The 16,234-nt window shown below is 37.4% G+C and carries 13 protein-coding genes; 9 read left to right on the top strand and 4 right to left on the bottom strand.

Annotated elements, in window-relative coordinates; all coding sequences use genetic code 11:
- Nucleotides 1-8: 8 nt before the first annotated feature.
- Nucleotides 9-734, bottom strand: coding sequence for a phosphoribosylaminoimidazolesuccinocarboxamide synthase (locus tag J0M37_00750; protein MBN8583593.1), 726 nt, complete (start codon nt 732-734; stop codon nt 9-11).
- Nucleotides 735-900: 166 nt separating this feature from the next.
- Between J0M37_00750 and J0M37_00755 the strand changes: the two genes are divergently transcribed.
- The 3 genes from J0M37_00755 (at nt 901) to J0M37_00765 (ending at nt 2,811) form a co-directional block, all read left to right on the top strand.
- Nucleotides 901-1,488: a GNAT family N-acetyltransferase gene (locus J0M37_00755; GenBank protein ID MBN8583594.1), complete on the top strand. Its 588-nt coding sequence runs from the start codon at nt 901-903 to the stop codon at nt 1,486-1,488.
- Between the two features lie 21 nt (nt 1,489-1,509).
- Nucleotides 1,510-2,028, top strand: coding sequence for a hypothetical protein (locus tag J0M37_00760; GenBank protein MBN8583595.1), 519 nt, complete (start codon nt 1,510-1,512; stop codon nt 2,026-2,028).
- Nucleotides 2,029-2,130: 102 nt separating this feature from the next.
- Nucleotides 2,131-2,811, top strand: coding sequence for a DUF4159 domain-containing protein (locus J0M37_00765; GenBank protein ID MBN8583596.1), 681 nt, complete (start codon nt 2,131-2,133; stop codon nt 2,809-2,811).
- 76 nt (nt 2,812-2,887) lie between these two features.
- On the opposite strand, the gene J0M37_00770 is transcribed toward J0M37_00765, so the two are convergent.
- Complete coding sequence (locus tag J0M37_00770; protein ID MBN8583597.1) at nt 2,888-3,481, bottom strand: dihydrofolate reductase family protein; 594 nt, start codon at nt 3,479-3,481, stop codon at nt 2,888-2,890.
- A gap of 183 nt (nt 3,482-3,664) precedes the next feature.
- A complete protein-coding gene (locus tag J0M37_00775; protein ID MBN8583598.1) occupies nt 3,665-4,027 on the bottom strand; it encodes a hypothetical protein in 363 nt (120 codons plus the stop codon).
- Between the two features lie 304 nt (nt 4,028-4,331).
- Between J0M37_00775 and J0M37_00780 the strand changes: the two genes are divergently transcribed.
- From J0M37_00780 to J0M37_00790, 3 genes are all read left to right on the top strand, one after another.
- Nucleotides 4,332-7,784, top strand: a complete 3,453-nt coding sequence (locus tag J0M37_00780; GenBank protein MBN8583599.1) for a hypothetical protein — start codon at nt 4,332-4,334, stop codon at nt 7,782-7,784.
- A gap of 197 nt (nt 7,785-7,981) precedes the next feature.
- Complete coding sequence (locus J0M37_00785) at nt 7,982-9,019, top strand: T9SS type A sorting domain-containing protein (GenBank protein MBN8583600.1); 1,038 nt, start codon at nt 7,982-7,984, stop codon at nt 9,017-9,019.
- 148 nt (nt 9,020-9,167) lie between these two features.
- The gene (locus J0M37_00790; GenBank protein MBN8583601.1) at nt 9,168-10,823 is read left to right on the top strand and encodes a T9SS type A sorting domain-containing protein; all 1,656 of its coding nucleotides are present in this window, start codon (nt 9,168-9,170) and stop codon (nt 10,821-10,823) included.
- Nucleotides 10,824-10,889: 66 nt separating this feature from the next.
- Here the strand turns inward: J0M37_00790 and J0M37_00795 are convergent, their stop codons facing one another.
- Entirely contained in the window at nt 10,890-11,225 is a 336-nt protein-coding gene (locus tag J0M37_00795; protein MBN8583602.1) for a hypothetical protein, read from the bottom strand.
- A gap of 167 nt (nt 11,226-11,392) precedes the next feature.
- On the opposite strand from J0M37_00795, the gene J0M37_00800 reads away from it, so the two are divergent.
- The 3 genes from J0M37_00800 to J0M37_00810 are packed head-to-tail and all read left to right on the top strand — an operon-like array spanning nt 11,393 to nt 16,042.
- Entirely contained in the window at nt 11,393-13,381 is a 1,989-nt protein-coding gene (locus J0M37_00800; protein MBN8583603.1) for a tetratricopeptide repeat protein, read from the top strand.
- A gap of 10 nt (nt 13,382-13,391) precedes the next feature.
- Complete coding sequence (mltG, locus tag J0M37_00805; GenBank protein MBN8583604.1) at nt 13,392-14,435, top strand: endolytic transglycosylase MltG; 1,044 nt, start codon at nt 13,392-13,394, stop codon at nt 14,433-14,435.
- 8 nt (nt 14,436-14,443) lie between these two features.
- A complete protein-coding gene (locus J0M37_00810; protein ID MBN8583605.1) occupies nt 14,444-16,042 on the top strand; it encodes a hypothetical protein in 1,599 nt (532 codons plus the stop codon).
- Nucleotides 16,043-16,234 lie beyond the last annotated feature (192 nt).

Below are 16,234 nucleotides of genomic sequence, written 5' to 3' on the forward strand. Positions count from 1 at the left end.
AAACCTGTTTACTTTCCTGTAATTCGTTTTCTGACTTCCGCATATGCTTCATTTACGCCGCCAAGGTCAAATCTGAAACGGTCCTTATCAAGCTTTTTATTAGTTCTTTTATCCCAAAGCCTGCATGTATCGGGTGTTATTTCATCACCCAGCATGATCTTGCCCGTGTTATCTTTACCGAATTCAAGCTTAAAATCTACAAGCCTCAGTCCCCTTTTTAAAAAGAAAGGTTTTAATACCTTATTTATCTTCTCGGCCATTTGTTTAAGTGTCTTCAGGTCTTTTTCAGTTGCGATCTTCATTGCCAATGCATGTGAGTCGCTTATCATCGGGTCGCCAAGTGAATCATCTTTATAATAGAATTCTACTATTGGTTTACTTAGCTGGTATCCTTCTTTAAAATTTGTTTTTTTAAGCAGGCTGCCTGCGGCAATATTGCGGACTACAACTTCGATAGGTACTATCTTAAGCTTTTTAATGATCATTTCATTTGGTGAAACCTGTTTTACAAAATGATTCCTTATTCCTTTTTTTCTCAGGTAGGTAAAAAGGAATGTTGTAAGCTCACAGTTAATTATACCTTTGTTTAGGATTTTACCTTTTTTAAGCGCATTAAAAGCTGTGGCATCATCTTTAAATTCCTGCAATAACAGGTCCGGATGCCCTTTCAATGTATAAAGCTTTTTTGCTTTACCTTCGTAAATTTGTTTTATTTTTCTGTAATTTTCAGCCATTTTAGTGATTTAAAATCAAAATTACTCATATCTGTTTCAAATAACAATCCAAAGCAATAAACAAACTTTTATAAATATTATGAATTTAACCTTTTACATTTAAGCAGAAGTATTTTCCTATTAAATAAAATCAATTTGAGATAAATTAGTTTTCTCTATATTTCAAATGACTGAAAGAGCTTACGACATATTTAAGAATTTACCAATACTGGAAACAGAAAGATTGCGGCTCAGAAAGCTTTCGATGCGAGATGCTGCGGATGTATTTGCATACGCTTCAAATCCGGAAGTTGCCGAGCATGTTACATGGGAGTATCACAGGAATATTTCAGACTCCATGCATTACCTGAGGTTCATTACACAACAATACCAGGATGGTATCCCAAGTCCATGGGGAATTATACATAAAGAGCTTGGTAAGCTTATCGGAACAATAGGTTATCATGTATGGTCACTTGCCAACGGCTATGGCGAAGTTGGTTATGCCTTATCAAAAGATTTCTGGAATAAAGGCTATACCACTGAAGCATTCAATGAAGTAATAAGGTTTGGTTTTGAAAGACTGCAGCTTAACAGGGTTGAAGCAACCTGTAAAATAGCAAATTCAGCTTCAGAAAAAGTAATGATAAAATGCGGACTGGAATATGAAGGGATATTGAGAAAAAGATTATTCGCAAAAGGTGAATACCATGATCTTAAGCTTTACAGCATTCTGAGAAGCAAATGGGAACAAATTTTTTATAAAAGTATATAAAAGAACAGGATCACAATTTAATTGCCAAAAAGTAAAAAACTAAACCTGCTTGAGCTTCTAACTAAAAGAGAAGGCAAGTATGTTGGTATCGGGGTAAACCACGAAAAAAAAGATTTCAAGGGGATACTCGAGGTAAAATCTGTGGTAAACCACAAAGGAGTTTCATTCCGATACAAAGCTATCGGGATGGAAGGATCAGAATTCAATAAAGATACCGTTCTTTATAATGAAGAAACTGTACTGTATAACGAAGAGTATACTATTATTTGTTACGATAATGAAAATAAGCTGGCATTATGGACTTTGAACAATAATATTGGCACTATGGTGCGGTTCGATCTAAGAAGATACAGGCAGGTTTCACCAAAACACATACTGTTTATTTTCGGTTACGGGGACCCCGAAGATAACAATATCTTTCGCGAAGAAATAACAATTGAACTATGGGATAATGATGATTTAAGCTATAATTATTCCTGGGGTGAAGCCGGCGGGCATTTTTTATCAAGATCCTCTGTTAGAATGAAAAAGATTGATTAAAACTTTTTCACCATTAAGGCTTATAGTTCACTAAGCATTGCAGAAACAGCAACGAAAAGAATTTAATCCGATTAAACATATATCATACTTTTAGTATAGTTAATGAAAAAAATCTTCATCGTAATTTTAGCCTTCTTTGCTGCAGCCTCAGTTTACTCACAAAATGATGGCATCAACAAGCTTTCTTCATCATTTAAAATAGTGAGGCTTAAATATTCCGGCGGCGGCGATTGGTATAATGACCCATCTGCAGAAGTTAATATGATGGATTACCTGAAGAAAAATACTGTAATAGATGTTGATGAATCGAAGTTCTATTCAGTTGATATCAACTCAGATGATATTTTCAATTTCCCCTTTATACTTATTACAGGTCACGGCAATATTTCCTTCAGTGATACTGAAGTGAAACGCTTAAGGCAGTACCTTGAGCGGGGCGGATTCTTATACGCTGATGATGACTACGGCATGGATAAGGCCTTCAGACGTGAGATGGAAAAAGTTTTCCCCGACCAGAAAATGCAGGAGCTTCCGTTTGACCATAAGATCTACAATTCACATTTCAGCTTTCCGGGCGGGCTGCCTAAGATACATGAACATGATGCAAAGCCGCCGCAGGGATTTGGCTATTATTTAAACGGCAGGCTATGCGTTTATTATACTTATGAAACCAATATTTCTGACGGTTGGGCTGAACCGCGGGAACATGAAGACCCCCCCGAAAAACGAGAAGAATCATTCAAAATGGGTACGAATATTATTGTTTATATGTTGAATAATTGAATACAATTTCACTTCGAAGATACAAAGTAAAATAAGTTCTTATAAAATTTTTTATAGTTCTGTTACAACTATTGACCTAAACCTTAATTGCACCTGATTTAACTTTTCCTGACTTTTTATAATAAACAATAATCACCCCTGTAGATGTAACTAATTGTTTGATTAATTCAAAGGCAACAGGTACAGAACCACTTTCAAACAGCTTTTTTCCTCTTCCTAAAATTAATGGATGTATTTTCAGCCTGAGTTCATCTACAAGATCTTTTTTCAGCAGAAGCTGAATAAGCCTGCCGCTTCCCCACACATGAAGATCTGAGCCACTTGTTCTTTTCAGCTTTTTAAGATCATTAAGTGATTTCAGAAATATTGTATTTTCCCAGCCGGTTTTACTCCTGGTTTTTGAAAGTACATATTTTGTTCCGGTATTGATTCTCGGCCAGAAGTCAGCATGCAGAGGCCAGTATTTTTCCCAGATCTCAAATGTTTTTCTTCCCAAAAGATATTCAGCGGGCTTTAATTCTTCTTTAACTACCTTGCTGTAAACTTTATCTCCATAAGGCGAAACCCAGCCGCCATATTTAAAACCACCAGATGGATCTTCTTTGGGTCCGCCCGGTGCCTGCATAACACCATCGAGTGTGATCATTGAAAATATAATTATTTTTCTCATGTTAATTTGCTGTTTTCACTATAAACATTCATTGAATTCTTAAAATCTATTTTTTTTATACAAATCTCGCGAACAATATTGGCAAATACGCTGTGCAAATGCGACAATTTAAGAGGTTGTATGCGACCTTTTATATTCAGCAATAAAAGCCTTAACCTCTGAGGACACTGAGAGCACAGAGACTCAATATTCATTGTAAACTGAATCTAACAAAAACCATTTGCACTCATTGTAATCAAATTTGTAATGATACTTTGACCAAATGTATGCAAACTTGTTTTGACCAAAACTTATATCAATTACAACATCAGTTGTGTCCCAATCTGTCTTATCTAAAATAATACCAAATGAGTTTGTATGTACAAATTGATTCACAGTATCCGTTAGCAAATCAAGTTTTATAGAATCAGGATTAACACTTGACGAGATCTTCCAATAAAATACTGAATCCCGGATTGGAATATTCTTCATTCGAAGTACATTTCTATAATAAACGCTATCCTCACCAACGGGCTTTATGTCAATGTAAAAGTATCTTTTGCTCATGATGTCCTTTAATAATAATTCAATTTTATCAGCATCGCAACTTACTCTTACAGCTTTGTTGTTTTCTGGATTTCGGCTGCAACTAAAAATCACAAAAATCGAGATCAGACACAAGAGATATTTAATGATATCTTTCATACATCAAATATAATGATTCAAAATAATTTTGTTTATTGAAAAGAACGCATATTTTCAGCCTGTATAATTTATCTTGCATTTTGGGAACAATATTAGCATAATTAGGCTTAAATAGGTAAGAAACCATCAATAAACCGCAAATATTACGCCCTCTAAACAACAAATTATGAGCAGTTTAGAGCTTACATACCGCAGCTTTTTAAGCAGAATTACAGAAGTTGGCAAAAAAGATATATTTTTTGCCGCGATACGTCATGCAATTATGATGATGCTTGCATTTACACTTCTGGCTTTAGTGCTTATCTCCCTTGAAGCGGTTTTTGAGCTTTCTGTAACCCTGCGTAAAATTTTCTTCTTCGGATTCATTTCAGCATTCGCAGCAACTGCAGTTACTATTATTACAGGCGCTTTCAGCGCAATTTCCAAGCTGCACAAACCCGAAACAGTAACCAGGTACGCGCGCCGAATAGGCGGTTCTTACCCCCAGATAAAAGACAACCTCATTAATGCAATTCAGCTCTACAGCTATACTGTAAAATCAGATCATATATTTTCAAATTCACTTGCCGCTGAAACTATCAGCCAGGTGAATGAAAAAGCCAAACCGCTTGATTTCAAGCGCTCAGTGAGCTTTAAAAAAAATAATTCACTTTTGATATTTTTTGTATCTGCATTCAGTGTATTTACTCTCTTAATGTTCGCTTTCCCCAATACTTTTTTAGCCGCGGCTAACCGGATCGTAAATTACAATTTTACTTTTGTTGATAACACTCTTGGCATTGCATTTGAAGTAAAGCCGGGCAATGTGGAGCTTTCCAAAGGCGAGAGCCTTGAAGTTTCGGCATTAATAAAATTCCATGACCCTAACTACACAACTGATGAAGTTACTTTCCATACCAAAGAAGTTACACCTGACGGTATTGAAATTTCTGAAAACGATGAAAAAATAAAAGCTGCCGCCACAAATGAGTTTAAAGCCTCAATAAAAAATATCAATTCACAGACTATATACTGGTTTGAGTACCGCGGAGTAAAAAGCAGTCCATATACAGTAACGATTACAAACCGGCCGGTTATCAAATCGGTTAAAATCACAGTTTACCCGCCTGCATACACAAAGCTGCCATCTAGAGTTATTGAATCCGGTGAAATTACAACAATTGCCGGAAGCACAATTTATATAGAGCTTGAATCAGGTGATGATTTAAGCCGTTCTATGATACAGTTTGCAGGCGCATCAGCACCTGTGAATATGGAAGTAACAGGTAAAACCGCGCGCGGATCATTTGTCGCAGTTTCAAACGGCACTTTCTCTGTAAATGCCGTAAAAGATTTTAACGGTAAGGAGCTTACTGCTACAAATCCCAAAGATTTTACTCTCAGGGTTTTTCCGGACCAGTTCCCCGGAATATCTATTATTGAACCCGATAACAATGACCTGAACGTTCAGGGTAAACGGGAACTGCTTGTAAGATCAAGGGTCACAGATGACTTTGGCTTTACAAAAATGCGTATCGGTTATAAAACCGTAAGCTCAAAATTCGGACCTGCGGATAAAGATTACCGCTACAGCGATATTCCGGTTAAAAATACTGATGCAACCGGACTTGAAGTGCCGTATGTTTGGAATCTTTCAACTCTTAACTTAGGCTCAGAAGATGTAGTGGAGTATTTTGTTGAAGTGTATGATAACGATGGCTTCAGCGGTCCTAAATTGACTCGCAGTGAAGTAAAAAGACTCATTTATCCTTCAATAGAATCATTACTTAAGAAAACCGAAAAGACAAAAGATGAAGTTGAGAATTCTTTAAAAACAGCGATGGAAGAAGCGATGGAGCTGAAGAAAGATCTTGACGAGCTGAAAGATAAGATGGAAAAAAATCCCGAGGAAATGGGATTGAACGATCCTAAGAAGAACCAGGAAATGCAGCAGAAGCTGGAAAATATACAGAACAACCTGAATTCAACCCAGCAGAAGCTTGAAGAGCTGATGAAGGATCTTCAGCAGAACAGCCAGCTTTCGAAGGAAACTCTTGATAAGTACATGGAGCTGCAAAAAATGTTCCAGCAGATAGATTCCAAAGAGCTGCGCGATGCGCTGAAGAAGCTGCAGGAAGCCATGAAGAACATGAGTAAGGATCAGCTTAAAGAAGCAATGAAGAACTTTAAGTTTGATGAGGAGAATTTTAAAAAGTCACTTGAAAAAACCATGGAGCTGCTCAATAAAATAATGAATGAGCAGAAAATGGGAGAGCTTACCCAGAAGCTGGATGATATAAGCAAAAAGCAGGATGCTTTGAAAGAAGAAACAAAGAATACCGATAAAAATGACAAGAATGCTCTGAACGATCAGTCAAAAAAGCAGGATGATATTAAGAACAGCATGCAGGATTACCAGAAACAGATGAAAGAGCTTTCAGAGAATTTTAAGAAAAACGGCGACCAGCAAATGAGCAAGGAAATGCAGAAGATGCTTGAGGAAATAATGAAAAAAATGCTCGAGCAGAAAATGCAGAACTCAAAACAGAACCTGGAACAGGGCAATAAACAGCAGTCTGAGCAGCAGCAGCAGCAGATCTCTGAAGACCTTAAAGACCTGAACCAGCAGATGCAGGATATGCTTCAGAACATGATGGATAAAGAGAACAGCAAGATGATGCAGAAGATGCAGGAATTCCTTGACAGGCTTAAGGAACTTTCCAAAAAGCAGCAGGAATTAATGGATGAATCAGAAAATTTTGATAAAAATACTGACCCTAAAGATTTCCAGGAAAATAAAATGCAGCAGGATAAGCTGCAAAACGAGCTTTCTAATCTGACCGAAGAAATGATGAGCATGGCCCAGCAGATGGGAATGAGCCCGATGATGAGCAAGAATTTAGGCGATGCATTCAATGAAATGCAAAAGGCTTCAGACCAGTTAAGCAAAAAGGACGGCAAAAGCGCTAACAAATCTCAGGGGAATGCAAAAGAATCACTCGATAAAGCAGCTGAGAGAATGCAGCAGATGTGCCAGAACGGAAAACCCGGCAACGGCAAAAAACCCGGGATGGGACTGCAGCAATTGCTTGAACAGCTTCAGCAGATGATAGCCAAGCAGCAGCAGCTTAATAACCAGATGCAGGGAATGAGTCCAAACGGAAACCAGGGCAAGCTTTCACAGGAACAAATGGCTCAGATGCAGAAGCTGGCACTGGAACAGCAGCAGATAAAAGACGGGGTAAACCAGCTTAATGAGGAATTTAAAAAACAGCAGGAATCAGAAGGCAAAAAAATGCTTGGTAACTTGGACCAGGTGCAGAAAGATATGCAGGAAATCATAAAAGACCTGCAGGAAAATAATATTACTCCTGAAACCAAAAAACGCCAGGAGAAGATCCTTTCAAGGATGCTCGACTTCCAGCTTTCAACCCGTGAAAAGGATTTTGAGCAGAAGCGTGAATCCAGGCCGGGTAAAAATTTCGAAAGAAGCTCACCGCCGGAAATAGTGATCTCAAAACCAAATATCATAAACGGCATAAACCAGGATGCTCTTGAGCTTCAAAAGGAAAATTATACCGAAGATTATGAGATCCTGATCCAGAAATACCTGGAAAAAATTAAATCAGCACACAGGTAACCAAACTGACTTAATTTATAAGCTTAAGTCTTAATTTCCTTTACAGGAATTTAACAAAAACAGTAATTTAATGCATTTTTGAGCATTTTTATAATAATACCTTAACAATTTTCTCACGGTTAATTAATCCTAAAATCCTTATATTTGTATCAGAAATCAATAAACATATATCTTATTAACAAAAAGGAGATGAATTTATGAGAAGAATACTACTTCTTATAGTAGCTTTTATGTCATTCGTTATAGTTGAAAAGGCATCAGCCCAGATATTAATGACGGAAAATTTTGATTACCCTGCAGGTGATTCACTCGGCGCACACGGCTGGGTTTCATTCAGCGGTGGTAATACAAATGTATTGAATGTTGCAACCCCGGGTTTAACTTATTCAGGTTATCCGCTATCAGGCATTGGTAATTCAGCCAGGGTGGTTCGTACAGGCCAGGATGCTTACAAGCAGTTTTCAGGCACAGGTGATTCAACCGGAAATGTATATGTATCATTTATGCTGAGAGTTGACTCATCAGCAGCAACCGGTGATTATTTCTTTGGATTATTACCGGATAACTCAACAAGCAACTATACCGGCAGATTTTATGTAAAAGATACAACTGGCGGATTCAGATTAGGTATTGCTAAAGCTACCAACCCTATTGTTTATGCCAACCCGGTTTATAATTTCGGTACTACTTATCTTGTGGTTATAAAATATACATTTGTAGACGGAGCAAGCAATGATGAAGTTAGCTTATTCGTTTTCTCAGGTGCTGTACCGGGAACCGAGCCTTCACCACTGGTTGGACCGGTTACCCAGGCTATTGGCGATGCTCCGAATATCAGAAGAGTGGCTTTAAGACAGGGAACAGCTTCAAACGCCCCTGTATTATTAATTGATGGTATCCGTGTTTTCAAAACATGGGGCAACCTTGTATCTGTTTCAAACATAAGCACAGTTGCAGAAAACTTCTCGCTTTCACAGAACTATCCTAATCCGTTCAATCCTTCAACAAAGATAAACTTCTCAATTCCTGAAAGAAGCTTTGTTACAATGAAGGTTTATGATATGCTGGGCAAAGAGGTTATGACACTTGTTAATTCCAATTATTCAGCCGGCACTTATGCAGTAGATATGAATGCAGCGGCATTAAGCACTGGTATTTATATGTACAGCATCGAGGCAAGAACAGAAAGCGGAAATATCTTAAAAGATACCAAAAAACTTACACTGGTAAAATAATTTTTCAATTATCGAATATTTAATAGGGGCTTATAGCCCCTTTTTTATTTCCTGATTTATCCCCTGCATTTACTATTAAATTGTTTTTACATTAAAAATATATTAAAATGGTATTATTAATTCAGCATTTAAATATATTAATATAATTATGAACAAAATAATATTACTGTTTATAATTTCATCCATCTGTATCCCGTTTAACATCTTATCACAGCAGCTAAGCCCTGAGCTTCCGCAAATAAAAAGCGAAAGCATATATTCTACAGGCACTGTTCAAAACCGCGTTGCATATGTTAATGCACCGCCCGGGGTCCAAAACACCACACTTCAAAATCCTGCACTAAATCCTATTAACGCATCTTCCATTCGCTGGATCACAAGTGATCCTATCGCAATTGGTGACAGGTGTGCAACCAGCAGGAACGGGCTTTACCAGGTTACCGGGTGGGGGCTAAATACTGAAAGGGTATCGCTGTATAATAATTTATCCGCGGTTCCTTTGTGGGAATATCCCTCAAACCCGAATACATTTATCAATTATGTCGCTATATCTGATACCGGCGGTTACATTGCCAACGGCAGCTATCACAATATATATATTTTTAACCGCGCAAGCAGCACACCCATTTTCAATTTTAACCTGGAAACACAATTACCGGATACAGGAATTGCAGGGCCGGTTGAAATTACTTCGAACGGTGATTTTATAATAGCCACCGCTTCACGAAGCGATTCAAGCTGGATCTTCGGTTTCAACAGGAATTCAACCAATTGGGTATGGAGATACCGTGTTGGACAGACAAATAATACAGGCGGCGCAACTATACAGGGTGTTAAAATGTCCGGCAATGATTCACTTGTAATTGTAAATACATACCTTGGATTTTACGTGTTCAGAACATATACAGGACAGCTTGTTTATTCAGGTTCTGTGAATCCTTCATCAACAAGCGGAACGCAATTCCCCCAGGGAATCAGCGGTAACGGTAATTATATCGCAACAATTAATTACAGCGGTATTATGAGAGTTTACCAGTGGAACGGGACAACCTATAATTTTGTGTGGCAGGTTGCTGAAAGCGGTTCATGGATCACAGCAGTTGATATAAGTTATGACGGCACAAAAATTGCATATGGCACTCTTGTGTTTGTAAGTGGCGGCGGATTTGACGGAAGAATTAAATATTTTAACTCTTCCAACTCTACTCCTGTATGGACCTATCCAAATACAGGCGACCAGGTAACCAGTGTTTCCTTTTCAAGGAACGGAAAAGTTCTGGCTGTATCAACATATGCAGATCTTGGAAATAATAACTACGATCTTCTTGTATTTAAAACCAGCGTTCCGGCAGCTGCGCCTATATTCGGTGTATCTTCAGCGGGTTCTTTTTTCTGGTGCAATACTTCAAATGACGGCAGTACAGTTATAGCAAGCGGAAAAGCTGTTCATGCGCGTACTTTTGGTAACGGCGGTGAAGCTTATAACATATTTATTGATACCAATGATACACCCCTAGGCCTTGGGAATAACAATCTTCCGGCAACTTTCAGCCTGGAACAAAATTACCCAAACCCCTTCAACCCGGTTACTACAATTAATTATTCACTGCCTACCGGTGAATTTGTAAATATTACCATGTATGACCAGTTGGGCAGAGCTGTAAAAACTATAGTAAATGAAAACCGTCCCGCCGGCAGTTATTCTGTTCAGGTTGATGCCTCAGAGCTTCCCAGCGGTGTTTACTTTTACCGTATTCATGCAGGGATATTTTCTTCAGTCCGGAAACTGGTTCTGATCAAATAAGAAGGAAATTTTGCACAAAAAAAAAGCGAAGTGGATTTTCACTTCGCTTTTTTAATTTAAAACCGGTTATTTACCCTGCTTTAAATTTCGCTTTCTTAAAATAAAATTCAGAATATAGATATCAAAACATAAAAAAGTAATTACTCCCATTGCAATTACCATTGGATTTGCACGCCTGATGCCGATAATGATAAATGTAACTGCTGCAATAAGTGTTAATCCAACAGCAATATGAGCTGCAATATGATTATCTTTTTTTGTGGGGAACGAAAGCCCGAAAAGCACTAAACCTATAGCGGGAGCTATCAAAGCAGTAGGGCTTCCGGATGTAAAATAGCCATATATCCCTAATGCTATCAATATTACAGCATTGATCATCATAATAATGTGATTTTGTATCATATTTTATTCCTCTCCTTTAGTTTATTACCATAACAATATAGTTATTATCTTTTATAATGCAAATTAACTGTAAAAGATTTCTCATTTAAATTGAATAACAGGCATAAAATCGCTATTTTTGAGCTTCTACACACAATTTTTTAAGGATATTTGTAATATAATCATAAATGGCAAAAAGTACTAAAAAACAGGATAAACAACAAAAAAATTCTATTAAAATACCGGATGTTACTTTTAATCTGAATCTGAATAACATAACAGTTATCATTATAATGGCTGTTCTGTTAATTCTCTCAATAGCTCTGCCATATTATTATGTCAATTATGCTTATTCAATAAATCAATATAACAGCTTCCCGCTGGATGATCCCTGGATACATCTTCAGTTTGCCAAAAACATTGCCGAGTATGGCAGCTTTTCGTATTATAAGAACGAAGTAGTAACAGCGGGCTCTACTTCTCCGCTTTATACCCTGCTTCTTGCTGCCGGATTTATAGTTACAAAAAACGAAATGTGGCTTAGTTATATAACCGGAATAATATTTTTTGCTCTTTCTGTTTATTTTTTTTACAGGTTATCATCTGTTACATTTCCAAAAGAGAACTGGCTGGCAATTGCTGCGGCATTGCTGCTAGTATTTGATAAATGGCTGAACCTTATAACTGTAACCGGCATGGAAACAACTATGTATATTTTCCTTCTGGTTGCCTGTTACTACTATTACCGTAAAATGAATGCAGTTGGTTTTGCGGTAACCCTTGGGCTAACTTTCTGGACAAGGCCTGATGCGCTTGCCTTTATTGCAGCTATTGTCATTGATTATTTCTTCAGGGTTTACCTGAAAAGCAGATCGCCCAAAGAGAACACTGATGTAAATTTATTTGAGAAAAAAGATCTTTATAAAATTGCAGGAATATTCGGATTTATTATGGCTGCTTATTTCATAATGAACTTCTTAATTTCAGGGTCACTGCTTCCTAATACCTACGGTGCAAAGATAGCATATTATTCAGCGGAGTTCCGCAGCCGTGCTGAATTTCTCAAAGTTGAAGTATGGGATTACTTCACCGAATCAGCTTATATTTTGATCTTTATTCCTTTCGTGTTTGGTGTGGTCAAACTCTTCAGCGATAGTTTCAGGTTAAGGTATAATCCCCTGATCCCTGCTTTGCTGTTTATTGCATTCCTGATATTTATGTACTGGTATAAATTACCTTATGCACACCGTTTCGGCAGGTATTTGATGCCGATTTTCCCGTTCTATATACTGCTTGCTGTGTACGGCGGCAGAGAATTTTTTAAATGGCTGGCAAATTATATTGGAGATACCAAGCTTGTTAATGGACTTAATATTATTCTGCTTGCGGGCACTATAATATATTTCGCAGCAGGATATAATGAAATTAAAAAAGTTTACCAGGAGCAATCCAGGCATATATATATAAGGCAGGTTACTGCTGCCAAATGGCTGAAAGAAAATACGCCTGAAGGCTCGGTTATTGCAACTCATGATGTTGGCGCAGTTGCATATTATTCCGAAAGGAAAGTAATTGATGTTGTAGGCTTGATCAATCCTGAGTTCATTTCCAAACTGAACAAAAAAGAGTTTGTAGGGTTTGTGCTTGAACAAATGAAAGCTCAAAATGTATCATATATGGCATTTTTAAAAGAATGGTTCCAGGTGGTAAACCAGGAAGCATTGTTTGAAGGCGGTGAACAGAATTTTGAAATTATGCAGATATATAAATTCACACCTGATAAAACCCACATTCTTTCAACTGAAGTGAACAGCGGTATGCAGTATGCTATGAACCTGATCAATGCCCGGCAATACCAGCAGGCGCTTACTGTGCTTAAGCAGATAGCAGCCATGGACCCGAACAGCTCACTGACATTTATTCGTTTGGCATATGTATATTCAGCGCTTAATGACCCTGCTTCTGCAGAGCGAAGCCTATTAAAAGCGATAGAGATCTATCCGGGTTACAGAGATGCTATCCTTTCGCTTGCAAATCTTTATAAGGCACAAAATAAGATCCCGGAAGCGAAAAATATTATCGGTAAGTATTTAGAATCAAATCCGGGAGATACCACTGCCCTGAAAATTAATTCAGGCCTTGGAGAAGTAAAACAGGATTCTGTTAAACTAAAATAATATACGGCGGATGCCCCAAAAAATTGTATTTCCGGCAGTGTTCATATTTTCATTTGCGGTGTTTTTTGCACTGCAGCTTGGATTTTTGAACCGGACATATAATAATTCAGCCGGTGATGTTGTTATTAAGATAACTAAAGGTGATAACCTGAAAAGTGTCGCCGTTAAGCTTGAAGAAAGCCAGGCAATTTATAACAAGTATGTATTCATTGCATTAGGCCGATTTTTTGGCTACCAGGATAAACTTATACCGGGAGAATACAAGCTCCCTAACGGCTTAACATATCTGAATGTTCTGAACACTATAACAGACCCTGCAGTAATAAGGACAGTGACTGTAACGATACCGGAAGGACTTAACATACGGCAAATGGGAAGGCTTTTGCAGAGGCAGATAGGAGTTGATTCAGCCAGATTTGTTGAAGAAGCAAAAAATGACAGCCTGATTAAGATCCTTGGTATTGAAGCAAAAGATCTTGAGGGCTATTTATTCCCGGATACATACCAGTTCAGGTTCAATTCTCTAAACCGTGAAAAAGAAATTGTATCTCTTATGGCTGCTACTTTCAGAAAGCGGGTTACACCTGAAATGCGCGAGCTAATGAAGAGCAAAAATTTATCCTTAAATGAGCTCATTACTATGGCTTCTATAATTGAAGGTGAAACAAGGTTTGAGCCCGAGAAAAAAACAATTTCAGGGGTTTATTATAACCGCATAAAAAAGGGTATGAAGCTGCAGGCTGATCCTACTGTTCAGTATATTCTGCCGGGCGGACCCAAAAACAGGCTTTTATATAGCGATCTGAAAATAGAATCACCATACAATACCTATCTTAATAAAGGTTTGCCCCCCGGACCAATTAACAATCCCGGTTTAAGCTCAATACTAGCAGCTCTTGAGCCTGAAGAAAATAAATACCTGTACTTTGTTGCAAAAGGCGATGGTTCACACCGTTTTGCTGAAAGTTATGATGAACATAAAAAGAATATTCAGCTCTACCAGCAGATGTTAAAGGAGCTCGAAGAAAAAAAGCAGAAAGAACAGCAAAAGTAAATATATAGTTGATCAATAAAGTAAAAATACTGGGTTCATTGCTGCTTAAGCTTGAAACAAGGAGTAAAACAGGTTCCGGCAGAAAAATGCTGTATCTTAATATTTCTTACTTTATCCCCGGGGTATTTTTACCGTGGCTGCTTCTCAAACAAAACGCTGATCCAACAGGTTTCCAGTTTTCTTTTATAACATTTCTGTTTTATTCCCTCATTATTGCTTTTACAATAATTACAGAGCTTGATAATCTTATAACAAGTAAAACTGAAACGGAAGTACTTGCAGCTATGCCGATTGATAACAGGCTTTTGGTTAATGCAAAAATGTATATGGTAACCAGGTACCTGCTGCTGTTGTCGCTTCCGCTGCTTGTACCCGGAAGTATATATTATTTTGCTATAATGCGTTCCTTTCCAAGAGCGCTGCTTTTCTACCTTTCAGCATTTATGCTGTGTTTTTTTATTACAAATATCCTTATCCTTTTGTACAGCGCAGCAATCAGAACCTTCAGGTCAAAAAGTGTTGGTTCATACACAATGGTTTTCCAGGTTATCATGATACTTGTGCTGATAATGGCTTACCAGTTTATATCATTCGGCATTACTGGCAAACCGGGCAGCAGCGTAAACGGCTATATTTCTGCGCTTGTTTCAAAAGGATATATAGATTACTTCCCGCCGGCATGGTTTGCCTTTTTAACTACAAGGAACCAGTACTTACTTGAACCTGCTTTGATTATAAAGCTGATCTCACCACTGCTTATCACTTCTTTAAGCTATTACAGCTTAAAGCTGTACCTGCTTGAAAATTATCCCCACATCCGTGATAAGTTCATGAATTCAAGATCGATAGGTGAAAGTGTAAAAACCAAACAAAGGTTTTTTATTTTTTCTATGATAAGCGACCTTATCCAGAATGTTTATTTAAGAAATAATACTGAACGCTCTTCTTATGGCCTTATACAGGCATTATTCAGTAAAGATAAAACCGTACGCCTTGCTGTAATGCCTATGATAATAATACCTTTAGGACTTGCAATCTTTGCCCTGATCACAGACCAGCTTCCGGCACCTTTTGATAAGAATTATTTTGAGCTTAAGCCTGTATTTCATATTTCGCTGCTGTTAAGCGTACTGGTGGTTCTAAATACAGCTATTATCGGGGTAAAGATAACGAATTATCCCGGGGTATCATGGATTTATGATTCATACCCGCTTGTTTCAAAAAAGAATTTTAAAAACGGGTTCAGAAAGTTTTTTGTGGTTTACCTGTTAATTCCGACCTGCATAGGTCTTGGAATCATTTTCCTGTTTAAAATACCACTTCACCAGGCATTGTTGCATACTGTTTTTATTTTTGCTGCTGCGAATCTGTATAATACATTGTATAATCTCTTCAGCAAAGTATTACCGTTCACAAAAGAAAACACACTCATAAATTCCCTGCAAAGAATGACTGCGATAATATATCCTTTCATATACGGCTCAGTTATTGTATTGCTTCAGCTTTTTGTGTATAAAAATATGTTATCAGCCGTAATTGCTGTTCTGGCATTTATTACAATTACTTTCTGGCTGAATTATTTCGGCTTTGTCCGCAAAAAGGCGTAAATGTGTCTTTGTTATATTTTTATATTAATGTTGAAAATTGTTGTTTAAACTTCAAAATCAATAAAAATAGATATTTTTCAGGTTAAACAGCTGCGCTTATTTCTGCCTCAAAAACCATTAACGTAAATTAATAATTTCTCATTTATTTATTGACAAAACATGTTTTTTTAGTTATGTTTTAAAAAAAAGATA

It is taken from the genome of Ignavibacteria bacterium, assembly GCA_017303675.1.
Classification (GTDB): domain Bacteria; phylum Bacteroidota; class Ignavibacteria; order Tepidaquicellales; family OLB5; genus OLB5.